Source organism: Paenibacillus sp. GYB004, assembly GCF_036577605.1.
Classification (GTDB): Bacteria; Bacillota; Bacilli; order Paenibacillales; family NBRC-103111; genus Paenibacillus_AB; species Paenibacillus_AB oceani.
In genome coordinates, this window is the sequence record NZ_JARBDB010000043.1 from 24,007 (window position 1) to 37,186 (window position 13,180).

Annotated in this window: 10 protein-coding genes; 6 read left to right on the forward strand and 4 right to left on the reverse strand. The window is 47.9% G+C overall.

Annotated elements, in window-relative coordinates; all coding sequences use genetic code 11:
- Positions 1-285 precede the first annotated feature (285 nt).
- The 3 genes from PV433_RS18420 to PV433_RS18430 are packed head-to-tail and all read left to right on the forward strand — an operon-like array spanning position 286 to position 5,480.
- A complete protein-coding gene (locus tag PV433_RS18420) occupies positions 286-1,596 on the forward strand; it encodes a hypothetical protein (RefSeq protein WP_332073528.1) in 1,311 nt (436 codons plus the stop codon).
- Entirely contained in the window at positions 1,571-3,586 is a 2,016-nt protein-coding gene (locus PV433_RS18425; protein WP_332073529.1) for an McrB family protein, read from the forward strand. The genes PV433_RS18420 and PV433_RS18425 overlap by 26 nt, the downstream gene beginning before the upstream one ends.
- Positions 3,570-5,480 (forward strand): DUF2357 domain-containing protein, encoded by a 1,911-nt coding sequence (locus PV433_RS18430; protein ID WP_332073530.1) that lies wholly within the window; start codon positions 3,570-3,572, stop codon positions 5,478-5,480. The genes PV433_RS18425 and PV433_RS18430 overlap by 17 nt, the downstream gene beginning before the upstream one ends.
- Positions 5,481-6,434: 954 nt before the next feature.
- Here the strand turns inward: PV433_RS18430 and PV433_RS34160 are convergent.
- From PV433_RS34160 to PV433_RS18440, 3 genes are all read right to left on the reverse strand, one after another.
- Positions 6,435-6,596, reverse strand: a complete 162-nt coding sequence (locus PV433_RS34160) for a helix-turn-helix domain-containing protein (RefSeq protein WP_442951546.1) — start codon at positions 6,594-6,596, stop codon at positions 6,435-6,437.
- Between the two features lie 336 nt (positions 6,597-6,932).
- Complete coding sequence (locus tag PV433_RS18435; RefSeq protein ID WP_332073531.1) at positions 6,933-7,175, reverse strand: RNA polymerase sigma factor; 243 nt, start codon at positions 7,173-7,175, stop codon at positions 6,933-6,935.
- 579 nt (positions 7,176-7,754) lie between these two features.
- Entirely contained in the window at positions 7,755-8,297 is a 543-nt protein-coding gene (locus tag PV433_RS18440) for a M23 family metallopeptidase (RefSeq protein ID WP_332073532.1), read from the reverse strand.
- A gap of 437 nt (positions 8,298-8,734) precedes the next feature.
- On the opposite strand from PV433_RS18440, the gene tnpA reads away from it, so the two are divergent.
- The 3 genes from tnpA to tnpC all read left to right on the forward strand — a co-directional run bounded on the left by tnpA (position 8,735) and on the right by tnpC (position 10,850).
- On the forward strand, positions 8,735-9,076 hold the full coding sequence (gene tnpA / locus PV433_RS18445) for an IS66 family insertion sequence element accessory protein TnpA (protein WP_332073533.1): 342 nt from the start codon (positions 8,735-8,737) through the stop codon (positions 9,074-9,076).
- Complete coding sequence (tnpB, locus tag PV433_RS18450; RefSeq protein WP_332073534.1) at positions 9,070-9,423, forward strand: IS66 family insertion sequence element accessory protein TnpB; 354 nt, start codon at positions 9,070-9,072, stop codon at positions 9,421-9,423. Before tnpA ends, tnpB begins: the two co-directional genes overlap by 7 nt.
- A 74-nt stretch (positions 9,424-9,497) precedes the next feature.
- Entirely contained in the window at positions 9,498-10,850 is a 1,353-nt protein-coding gene (gene tnpC, locus PV433_RS18455; RefSeq protein WP_332073563.1) for an IS66 family transposase, read from the forward strand.
- Positions 10,851-11,193: 343 nt separating this feature from the next.
- Here the strand turns inward: tnpC and PV433_RS18460 are convergent, their stop codons facing one another.
- Positions 11,194-13,155, reverse strand: coding sequence for a right-handed parallel beta-helix repeat-containing protein (locus PV433_RS18460; protein WP_332073535.1), 1,962 nt, complete (start codon positions 13,153-13,155; stop codon positions 11,194-11,196).
- Positions 13,156-13,180: the final 25 nt, after the last annotated feature.

Sequence of the window (13,180 nt, forward strand, 5' to 3'; positions counted from 1 at the left end):
ACACAGCCTCCGATCTTTATCATTTTATCAGTCTAAGCTGTGTCTACTATTTAGTCTAGAATCACTGCAACTGGAGAATACGCGAATTGTGGAATATGGGCGGGAGAAGAAGGATTCGACTTCATCGGCATGCACCAACGTTTATTTTCCGAACACCTAGGGATCCTGAAAAAGTTAGTTATTATCTGTATGAACTGATAAAATAGTCCTAGGGGGTGGAAGAAATGAATTGGACATAAGACCAGATGACTACAACATAGAGAACGACCAGGAGGAGGGTCTTCGTTGGAAGAAGTGAAGTGGTTCATGAACATACTCGGGACAAGGGATTACGCCCCAATTAGCCGCCTTATCTCAGGATTTCCCCAAGACATGAGAAGTCCCGGTGATCTTAAAAAGCAAATCGAAGCGGCCTTACTAAGGGGGTTTACTAAAAGCCCATCCTCAAGACGCCGCGTCAAAAATCCTCAGCTACATATTCGTGAGCTCTATCAGAAAGTCGGCACCGATCTTATCGAAAAAACTCCCCGACTTGAAGTACGTGGAGATCTCAATGGGCTAATTCTTACCTTGGCCGGTTACCCAAAGCTTAAGCCATATCAACATATCTCCCTTATCTATATTTTATATAAGGATGATTTCGATAATTTGCTGCAAAGCATAACGGATGGCGCAAAAGAGGGAAAGGGAATTTTGGATTGCTTTCCTTCTTCGCCATACGACCGCGTACACAGCCTTCTTAGGGTAGAGTATTATTTCGAAAGTATAATTCCTGATCTCGAAGAGCACTGCCAGAGAACATTATCCGAGGTTCCGGTATCATTCGAGGACATCGAACAACTATTTACGAGGCTTCAGGCGGCAGAATTGCATGATGATCGGCTAGCTATAGTTGCCTTATATCTGTTGGAAAATGATCGTTATAAGGATGATGCTAACGCGAAGCTCATTAATTACGTAATTAGCCGATACTACTCTAATCTGCATGCCGAAAACAGTATTCGTGTAATTAATTCAATGCATGAAGTGGAAAAATTAAAAGAAAATGTTAATCAACTGGAAACAAGACTTGAAGAAGCCAACAAGGAGGTTTCACGCCTTAATGAGCAGCAACGGGCACACTTGGAAGTAGCAACTAGCACAATTGGAATCAGCAAGGATTTTGAGAAGCAGATTCAAACTCTCATAAATGAGAAAAACGAGCTGATGGGATTGTTACAAGGCTCCCAACAACAGCTAAACCTGTTCAGAGATTTCTCCAATTACATTGACGTATTACGAGGCTCAGCCCGTTTTCTGTACATTTGCGAGCGTCCACAGTTTATCGCTTCCCTGTTTGGTTTTGATAGCGCCTACACAAGCGACGTCATAAATTGGGGAAAGACAAAGTGGACCAAATACAGGGGTGCAATTGTCTGTATCAACCGCAGTTCGTTTTCCAGGAGCAAAGATTGGGTTTCTCTCGAAAAGACTCTAGAGAAGAATACAATACCATACTTTACTGTCTCCGGATATGACGAAATTGGATGCGTGCAGCAAGTTATCACTTATATGATGGGAGCTGACATACATGACGATGAACATGTCTTACTTTAATCCGATGGAAATGAACACGTGCTTAATACTAGGAAAGTTAGCAGATCCGTCTGAAGCTATAATTCCGAACTTAGGATTAACACGTGAAGCGATAACCCAGCACCATTCAAACGATACCAAACTGATATACATACAACCTATTTCAAGAGAACCAAAAGCCATCACTGGATATCTAGGAAAGGATCCCAAGTCTGTCTACATTTTGTTTGATAATACAAACCCGGCCTTTCTACGCTCAATAAACTATAGCAATGCAGAAGATAAGATACAGCACCTACACGATCATCTCCAAAACAAATTGATTCTGTTTAAGCCCCGCCTGCGTGAGCGAAGGGGGGAAGGGCTAGACCAATACCATTTCAATCTCGATGTGGTATGGGTAGGCGACCAATTAGATGCACAATACTATCTGCCGGTTCCGCGAGTGGATCGGGATTTGTCTTCCCAGCGTCTTGATACTGCATTACAAACTAAACGTCCGTTCCGGATGAAGTCGTACCCGAACTTAATGGATACACCTGAATTTATCATTTGTGAAAACCACTTGTACCATATTCCTAAGCAAGAAGTCATTATCTCTGAGAATATCCGTACGACTTACTACTGCACAAGTTCAGACGAGATCCAAAAAATTCGTATTCCTGATGACTGGGATGACATGACTAGAGCAGTTCATGATGACCTAATGTATATTTCTGACCTGTATGCTCTTGATTTGCGGGATCGTTTTGCCAAACATGGACAGCCTCTTGGACATAAGGATTCCGTTGTAGTACCTTTGTCTGTTATTATTCCGGAGCCAGTTCCGATTTCACCTGAACCGGCGTCTTCCGCGACCGAACCAGAACCAACTTTGGCAATCAGAAACACCGACGAGATCGAAGAGTATGACTTTCTCAACAAGCTGTTGTACCTTGCGCACAAAGAAAGCCTAGTATACGAGGAGGCAGATCTATATAATTTTCACGTCGCACTCAAAACCAACTTTATCACTGTCTTGGGAGGCATGTCCGGTACCGGAAAGACAAAGCTTGCGATGCTCTACGCCAAGGCTCTCGGACTAAAAAATGGAGACAACTTGCTTGTGCTCGCAGTAAGCCCGGCATATTCTGAGCCATCAGACATTCTTGGGTATCTCAACCAACAGCTTGGAATTTACATGGAGAGCGAGACGGGTCTTGTTTCTTTCCTGCAGCGGGCCGAAGAGCAACCCGATCGTCTTTTCATGGTTATTTTCGACGAGATGAACCTCGGGCAAGTCGAACATTACTTCAGTCCGTTCATTTCGCTCCTGGAAATGGACGATGATAACCGTTTTCTGACGCTATTTAGCGATACCGCAATGTGCCGAGACAAGAAAACCAAGAGTAAAATTCAAATCGGTAAAAACATCATGTTTGTAGGGACCGCTAACTTTGATGAGACGACCAAGGATTTTAGCAAGCGTCTTTTAGATCGAGCTAACGTGATACATCTCCAAAAATACAAGTTCCAGGACGCAAATGCGAAAATTAAAGAGTTCTCCGGACCTGCATTAGATTGGGAAGGTTCTATTAACAGCAACATGTTCTGCAAAAAGTGGACGAGCGAATCGCAAGGGCTTCACGGCTTAGAGTATGAAGAGATGGACTTGTTGGACAAGCTCCATGAGAAACTTCGAAACATTGATGCCCAAACCGGCGTTTCCTTCCGGATTTTCCGCGGCATCGGTGATTATCTCGCCAATATCCCAAAGGATGAGAACAGGGATGCCATGCTGCAGCGGGAGCATGCTTTTGACTACCAGGTTCGCCAGCGCATACTAACTAAAATCCGCGGTCATCGTGAGCAAATTGAATCCCTCGTCGGCACCTATGATTTCCAAAAGAATGAGTACGTATATGGTGACATTGCACAGTTATTTAAAGAAGAGGGTTGGGACTTCCGCTATTCGATTGATTACTTAACTCAAAAAGCGAAAGAGTTGACCCGTAATGGCTACACATTCTAAAGAGCAATTACCGTTTCGTGTTGAACTCGTCTATTCCGCAGACTTTCAAACCGCTGGAAGGGCCATCCCGTTCTTTTGGGACTCCGAACAAGAGATCGATCGGCACAATTTGCTTGAAGTGAGGGAAATGGTACCTCTTCAAGTTGATTTCCACCCAATAAGTGATATAGAAGATGGAGGCCAACTGGTCTTTGATACTTCCCGCTTTAACGAAGAAGGAGAAGTTCGCCATATTGAACTCGAGTTATCCCCGCGCGGGGATATGCAGACCATATTTACGCGAGGAAGTAACGACGACACCGAATTTCCATGGCGTATGGGGTTTTACCACCTTACCGTCCATATTGGGGGAAAGACATACTATTCCGGCATTCAGGTGACACCCAATAACTTAACACTCGCTCAAGTACAGTGGATTCATCGTACCTTGGAAGAACAAGCGAGCGGCATCTGCTACGAGCTCATATTGAGCCAAAGAGGATTTGCAGACGAATTTATCGAGGAGCCCCCCGACAAGTGGTATTACGACTACATCCGGTGGCTGATAAACGAAAAGCAAGGCATCACAGCAAGTATTGAGTACATTCGGCTCCATATCCATGAAGAGGTACAGACACAGTATCGTGTATCTACGAAGAACGGCAGACAAGATGCCCGTACGGAGCGTTGGTCACAGTCCTACGCAGGCATTGCATTTAATCAAGGCGTCCAGCCAATGGAGTTCCATCTCGTACGCCGAAAGCATCTCGAAGTGGATAACCCTCAAAACCAATGGATCAAATTTATCATTCACCGATGGAAAGCCGATCTTTCCATGATTCATGAATTACTCGAGCGGGATCTCACCGCCGTCGATCGGGAATTGCGAGCTCAGGAGGAGAGAAAGGCACAGTTCGAACACCGGATTCAGGAGATCCGTAACATGACCGATGTACCCGAAGGTTTGCTTCGCGACCATAGTGGTCTTCGGTATGCGACGATGAATCAAATGAGCAAGCTCACGAAATGGAGGGGGACTTTGCTTCGATGGAGTCAAGCCGTCGTACAAATGAGGGGCGTCTTTGCTTACCTCCTCCACTCACCCATCTTTCAAGGGATCGAAATGTCCGGAAGGAAGCCCTTCGTTAAAAATCGCTATTATCACTTATTAACAGAACTGTTCGAAAAGGGAATACATATCAAGCATAAGGAAGGTGATGTGAGGCAATATAAATCAATCTTGTGGCCAACATGGCGCATCTACGAATACTTCTGCTTGTTCCAAATTCTTAAGGCGCTTAAGGAACTCGGGTTCCGTCCTATTAAGGGTTTGCCGGAAACAGTAGGCTCTCTGCAAAATCAAGGCATCGAGGAGGGGAAAGAAATCATCTTTTCTCATGAGGCTGGGGAAATCCGCATTTATTATGGGAAGATGATCGTGTATTCACCGGACGATGCGGGTCAAACGGGTGGCTTCTATTCTCAGAACGAGCACCGCTGGCCGGACATGCGACTCGATTTTTATGAGAGCAACCGCGGGGATATGCGCTATAACGGGCACAGCCTTGTATTCGACTCGAAACTTTCGAAGTTTAGGTGGCTTGCGCGCGACGGAATTATTAACAAGGCGTACCATCAGATGAACGCGTATTCCCACATTCAGCATGTTAATAGCCTTCGGGCTGTCGTGGATCGTGTTTGTTGCCTCTATACTGGCTTTGGGGACACTCAGGAGTCTCGTAGGCATCATTCTCTGACATACATCCTACTGCGGCCTGAGAGTGCAGAAGAAGGTCACAACGACAGTTATGTGCGGGGGTTTAGCGCACTGGTGGAATTCATACGGGACTGGTTGCATTCTGATCTCCGGCTCTCTGAGTTTGCGGTACCAGGTCATGAAAGTGGAATTGGTTAGGGATTATCGCTCGGTAAGGGCTGCATCAAATAGTATGAGATGTATGGAGATCGGCGCGGCTTGAAATCGGTGGCAGGTTCTATTTGTGTACTTGAGGAGATAACGGATAGGATTTCCTCGATTTGCTTATCCGAGAATTAATCGAGGACCTGCCTCGAAAACCGGATTCTCATATCAGATTGTTCAGGTTAATGGACAAAGACGGAGCTAGGCTGCCAAGAAGATTTCTGGTTAGCCTAGCTCCGTCTTTGTCGAAGATTGAACTATCGCATCCGTCAAGCTTTACCATAAGTATCAGCTTTTTTAGCTTTAGAATGCATGTGACATTACTATCTTGGAACCTTCTGGGCATGCCGCCCACGATCTCATTTGATGTAGGTAGACACCAGCGTCGCTGTCACCAGGTGCAAACGTATGAATTAATTTGGTACAAAAAAACCGCCCTGCTACGGACGGTTTATTGTGCTATAACCAGCCCCCTTGAAGGGCAACTATTTGTTGGCCCAGGTGTCAGCGTACCTGGGTTGTAGTTTGTCTGGAGGGAGATTTCTAATACTTATTTTACTTTAAAATAAATTAATTTCCCCGTAAATGAGGAGTGGTTTGAATATTCCGCTATAGGTCCGGGAATGGTTACACCGACACATGTTCGACGGGCAATGACTTTAAGTTCATTAAACAGGAAAAACTTCCGTAGCTCTAGCCCAAGCAAGATTGGAACGGATTTTGGTTCGCGTTTTCTAAGTTTGCTCATCTGAGGGTTTGCGATGCTAGTACTACTGCCTCTGCGGATATACGTCCCCCTTTGCAGAAGCTACAACACATGCTACTACGAATAAAAGAATTACAAAAAGTAAGCCCGCGGAATTTATCGAGACAGTTATCAACACCGCACTAGCTATGATTAAGATCAGAGCCATAACAATTGTAAGCCGCAGTCGCAGAGATATTCGATTAAACCGTTTCATCATTCGCCTCCTCCGCGATGAAATAGCCGATTCCTCTCGTATTTCGAATGAATTCTTTGTCGCCAAGATGCACAGCAAGCTTCTTTTTCAACGAATTGATATGCACCTTAAAGGAGTTGGAAAATAAGTCGGCGTTACTGTCCCACACATGTTCAATGATTTCGCCTGCGCTTACGACCTTATCTTTATTTAATTGAGGTACTCCAGAATGCCATATTCCTTCTTCGTTAAGTCAATCCTTGAATGATGAACTTGCACGACCTTTAATGCGGTGTCTATTGTTAATTCTCCGTAGGACAGCAGCGTTTTCGTCTGGATGAATTTTCGGCGAAGTTCCGTAATAATTCTTGTTTGTTTTCTTGAATTAGCATTTGGTGCAAGGGGTCGGATTCCGTGTTCGTTTTCCTAGACGTGTTCACATCGGGCTCTGGAATATCTCCTATCGGTAATATGCTCGAGGACAAGCCGCGAATATGATTGATTGCTATTCGGCGTACCACTTGTCGGAACATTCACAAAACTTATTAGGGTCTTTCAGGTTGCTGATTTTTTCTTTCATCTGGAAGAACGATTCTTGAACTACGTCTTCAGCTAGGTAAGAATCTCGAACAATCCGTATCGCCCACACCTGAGCCTGTTCGCGGTATGTATTAACAAGAATATCGAAGGCCTCTATATCTCCCAGCTGTAAGTTGGAGACAGTATCAATCTGTTGTTTGGGTTCCACAGTTCTACTCCTATTGGGTAGGAAACTATTACCTGCCGCCGTTCTCACAGGGTAATTCGCTAGAAGTGGATAATTCCCTTCAATTCTTTTTCTAATCGTAATCATTAAACTAATAATCTTACGAAAACTGCATGTTAGCGAAATAGGCCGCCGAATCATCGGCCACCTAGGTAGAAAACATTATTGAGCTATCGTTTCTTGTTAGCGGAACAAACAGCAACCCCGTATAAGAATAACTTCTTATGATTTGGCTTTTATTTCTTAGCATTTATATAAAGTTTTTGTACATCAGATAAAATAGTTAATTTTCACTGTACACCCGCACCCCCGATTCGTTTTCATCGCGACTATTTTAACCATAAGTAGCCCCTATATTTAAAAAATCGCACTGGGCTTAGTTTCTTAAATAGGGGTGATACCAGCGTAACTGTCACCAGGTGCAGATGAATGGATATAAATGTAAAAACCCTCCGTGTTGGATGGTTTTTACAAAATTGACAGTACCATCTGCTGCCCGGTTTGTTTAGACACTACCGCCCCGTCCCTCGGTTTAGTTTAGTGCGGAGTATCTACCAGCTATCAAAAATGATATCCTTTATCTCCTAATTGCTTAAAGTATTTTCCCAATGCACTTAAATCAAATCTTATCTGAAGTGGTGTTTTTTCTATCCATGCGCCTATATGAATGTGTGGACACCTTGAATAGCCGTTGTTCCCAACTTTGGCGACTATATCTCCTGCCTTTACAGAATCGCCCACAACTACATTTACATCCTTTACATGTCCATAAAAAACCCTCACACCATCATTCCTGAAAAACGTTATGCTACTTGCCCTTGATGGATTAATCTCTCCTATTTTGTTTGTGATTGGATTGATGTGGATGGCTTCAACCATACAATCAAATGGAGCGAGAACCTCGGCATCCCAACCATACCAGTCTTCGTTATCCCTTCCATCATTTTTGTACTTTCTCATGAATCCGTCAACAAATCTCTCAATCATACAATCGCAACCTAAAGCGTCCCCAATGTATTCATATTGCCCCTCTGGGTGTTCAATTACAGAGAAAGCGTGCTTATGGATTGGATGAATAGTAATTATTTCAATTTCGGTACTCACTATAAACACTCCCATTATTAATGAAGTTTAAAATAAATTTAAGAATAACTTCTCCATATTTATCCACTTTCCTCCCGCGCGTACATTTTTACGGACGAATGATGAAATATCCTTTAATAATGACTCTAATTCCTCATTGGCCACAGTAAACGTACTTTCATTAAGGCATTGATCGACCATTTGAAGCCGACAAAAAAAGGGCTTCCCTTCGGGTATCGATAGGAACCGACGAAGCACTTCATCTTTGATAAATACATACACATCTTGCACATCCCAGACATATAAAAGCAATTCATAAAGTAGTGTATTTACAGTTGCGTCGATGGTTCGGGCTTCAATTGGACGTTTATCGATGTAAGCGTCAAACTGTCCCCACCTTCAAGCGGATTGAATCCCATGAGAAAATGAGGTAACCGAGAACGTAAGGAGGTTGCCCCATGACGGCAAATGAACAACTTCGACAGCAATGGGCTGCACGCATCGCCAAGTACCGGGCCAGCGGTCTGACCCTGAAAGCTTGGTGCGCGGCCCACGACTGTACGGTTCACCAAATGAAATACTGGCTCTACAAATCCAAAACGCGCACGCCTTCCGACTCGACCGGCTCCTCCACGCCAGCCCCGGCGACACGATTTGTACCGCTGACCGTAGCCGAGCAGGGAAAACGTGCGTCTCTTGTCCTTCGCGTCGGTCCGGCACAGATTGACCTTTACGCCGGTTTCGATCCCCGGTTGCTTCGCGAAGTCGTGCATGCGCTGGCGGAGGCGGTGCCGTGCTGACGCTCCCGAACCCCCAGCACGTCTATTTGGCCTGCGGACCCACGGATTTGCGCAAGTCCATCGACGCCCTCGCCGCTCTCGTGCAGGAGGGCTTCGGCTTGGATCCGTTCGCGCCCAGCCTCTTTGTGTTTTGCAATCGCCAGCGCGACAAGCTCAAGATGCTGCTCTGGGATCATAACGGCTTCTGGCTGTTGTATCGGCGGCTGGAGCGCGGCACGTTTCAGTGGCCGACCGGCCGTGAAGGAACGGTCACCGTTTCCAGCCGCGAGTTACGCTGGCTGCTGGACGGCCTGGCGCTGGAGCAGCGCAAGGCGCATCCGCCGGTGCGGGTCGAGGCCGTCATGTAGCCGAATTTTTTTTCGGTGTCTTGCCCTCATTTCCCGGCAGGAATTTTGCCCACGCCATGTCGAATCTTGTGAATATGGAAAACCAAACGAACCTCCCCCCGACAACTGAAGAACAACTGTTCAAGCTGGCCCATGAAAACGCAGAGTTGAAAGCGAAGCTGCGCTGGTATGAAGAACAATTCCAACTGGCGCAGCGCCGGCGTTTCTCCTCCTCCAGCGAACAGACGCCTCCGGACCAACTGCTGCTGTTCAATGAAGCAGAGGCCGAGGCAGACCCCGCCCAGGAAGAGCCGACGCTGGAGAACTTCACGCGCAAGAAGCGCAGGGGTCAGCGCGAGGTGAAGCTCGAAGGGCTGCGTACTGAGCGTGTCGAGTACCGTGTGCCGGTAGAAGAGCAAACGTGCGCCTGCTGCGGGGGAGCACTGCACGAGATGAGCACCGAAGTGCGACGCGAGCTCAAGGTGATTCCGGCCGAAGTAAAGGTTGTGGAACATGTTCGCTACGTCTACGGTTGCCGTCACGGCGCCCAGTGGCTCACCCACGTATATGAGCGGATGAAGGCACACCTGCTGCGGCAGGACATTGCCTACGCCGACGAAACGACGCTGCAGGTGCTTCGGGAGCCCGGACGGACGGCGGAGCAGAAATCGTACCTGTGGCTATACCGAACCGGACCGTGGAGCCCAGCGATCGTCCTGTACGAGTACCGGCCGACGCGGGCGGGCGAACATCCGAAGCGCTTTTTGGGGGGCTTCACGGGTTACCTGCACACGGACGGATACGACAGCTACGACCAGGTTGCCGGCGTGACACGGGTGGGCTGTTGGGCGCACGCCCGGCGCAAGTTTTTTGATGCCGTTCAGGCGCTGCCGAAGAACGTCCCGTTCACGGGCACGGTGGCGCAGCAGGGACTGGACTTCTGCAACCGCCTCTACGCGATCGAGCGACAGGCCGAGGGGCAGCCGCCGGAAAAACGCTTCGCCATCCGTCAGGAGCAAAGCCGCCCTGTGCTGGATGCTTGTTTGGCGTGGCTTCAGGAACAACAAGGCCGGGTGTTACCCAAAAGTCTGACCGGAGCGGCCATTACCTACTGCCTGAACCAATGGGAGCGGCTGAACACTTATCTCTTGGACGGACGGCTAGAGATCGACAACAACCGAAGCGAGCGCGCCATCAAGCCGTTCGTGATTGGCCGGAAGAATTGGCTGTTCGCCAACACGCCGCGAGGTGCTCAGGCGAGCGCGACGATCTACAGCCTCGTGGAGACGGCCAAAGAGAACCGGTTGTATCCGTTTTACTATCTGACCTATCTGCTGGAGAAGCTGCCTCAGCTACCTGATCTAAAAGATCAAGAGGCGCTGGATGCTCTCCTTCCCTGGTCTTCCTCGCTTCCCATAACTTGCCGCGTGTTTAACACTACAAAATAGCTTATCCGAGTCCCCGTCTGCTGGCCAGGTGGGGACTATTTTACGCTTACTTAGCCAATGAGCCGATTAGTACAACTGCCTTTAAGCTTGCGTAATGTGTCTCCGAAGTTGCTACTCGGGCGTACCATAATCTGTATAAAAAATAACTTCTGACGGTTCTTCGGGGGGTGGGGGTTCGCAACGCTTCCATCACCGTTGTTCCCCGTTCCGCCTCTGTTTCCACTACATGCCGTCAAAAAGCGAATACCAAAACTACCGGAATCACAAAGCCGATTTTAATACGATGTTTCAAGCAAATCCCCCCTATTTGATTTAAATCAATCGAATAGATATCATTTTCGAATCAACCGATCTTCACAAAGCTGATGGCGCTTAGTCCCGAATCCTTCTCGATGGTCAAAGAGCCTGTGTTTTGATGCTGAAGTGTAATTTTATACTGATAATTTTGGAGAGCGCTCATAATGAACTGGATCGGCACCATCACCGGTGAAGACCCGGACGCCGACACCGGCACATTCAACTGCTGTGCCGTTGAATAGGAGCCGCTTCCAATCCGCTGCTTTAACCGAATCTGCACGTGAGTGGCACTGCTTAACCCATTGACGTGGATAAACCCTTGGACCAAATAAATACCGCTGACATTGCCGCAGCTAAAAGTACCGGTCGCCGGATCAAATGCATTAAAATAATCCTGCAGTTCCAGACCGAATATGACATCCGTTTCTACACCGCTAGAGACAGTTGGAGCCGCGGGCTCGGACGGATTCAATCTGGCGAGCGCCGCCCGGTTTTTACTGAAGGGCCGATCCTCCCACAAATCTTTGCCCCCATAATCCTTCACGACATTGCGAAGATTGGCCGTCCCTACATTTGCCACCAAAGCAATGCTCGTGTTGGTACCAAGGTCGTAACGCATGCCGGTTATGCTGTTCTCGTATGCTCGACCTTCGAACTTGACAATCGTGTATGCAGGACTGGACGTATGCTGGGACACCCTTACATTGATGACATCAACGAAATTTCCAAACGTATCGCGGGTTGCATGTCCGCCAATTACGATGGCGGCTGAACCATAGTATTGATGGGTGAGCGAATTCTCTCTGTCGATAAATCGGCAATTCGTAATCCGATTGGCGAATACGCCCCGGAGGCAGACCCCGTAATTATAGTTGGTATCGATTTCGCATCCGTCGATCATGTTGTAGTGCGGCGTTTGTCCGTCATCGGTGTTGTATTCGATCAATATCCCGCCTTCTGTGCTGCTGCCGCCGTTTACTGAAATGCTGCAACGCAAAATTCTGTTTACGGCATTGGCCAACCGGAGGCCGCCCGTTCCGTTATCCGCAAACTGACAATGCTCGATGATGGAAGCCGAGCTCCAGGGCTCGATCATGAGCCCCCAACCGCCGCATGCTTGGAACAAGCAGTGTTCAATCGAGACGTACGCATTGGCGTAGGCGTCTGGACCGGCCCCGAAATTTCCGAGCGGAGCTTCCAAATCCGCGCGATGCGGCACATAGAAACCGTGTCCTTGCATCCCGATAACCGCAAGATGCGACAATGTGAGATTGACAGCCCCGATCGAACGAATTCCACCGCAGGCGCTGCCGGTACCTCTGATTTTGAATCCATGAAGCTTCAGCCCCACAGCGAACCGGTATTTGGCAGCCTGCTGCTCGGTCATGTCCTGGTTGAAAACATACCCTCCTCCGGTAATTTCACTGACGATTTCCGTCGCTTCTTTGCCCGTCCCGAGGATCGAAAGCGATTGTCGATGCTCGCCGACGGGAACGCTTTGATCCCAGTTCAGTTCGAGTTGCTGCGTTATCCGGTAAACGCCCGCCGGAATGCGCACTGTCCTGCTCGGCGTGGCGCCTATGGCATCGATCGCGGCTTGAAACGCCGCTGTACAATCTGTCGCGCCATCCCCGACGGCGCCGAACCAGGTCACACTCAAACCGTCCTCGCATATGCGCTTAAACCGGGCGCCGCTTATCGAAACGACTACAGTACCGGTATTATCCAACGACACGGTATCCGTAGGGTCATAATAAAACGGCCCTTCTTTTCCGCGGTCCATCACGTAGTACATACAGGCCGGATCAGGGCTCGTGTGCACCCGCAATTCCGCAATCGATGTAGCGTGACAACATACAGGCGTATCTTCCGGTCCATACACAGAGTTTGTAACCGAATGGCGGTCATTGCTGCTTGCAATTGCCGAAGCTCCCAGCAAAGTAACAGCTCCCGCTGCCGACAGAGACGCCAGCAACCGGCGTCTGCTCATTTTCCCTTCTTCCAACATAGGTTCATCCTCCACTTCCTTATGT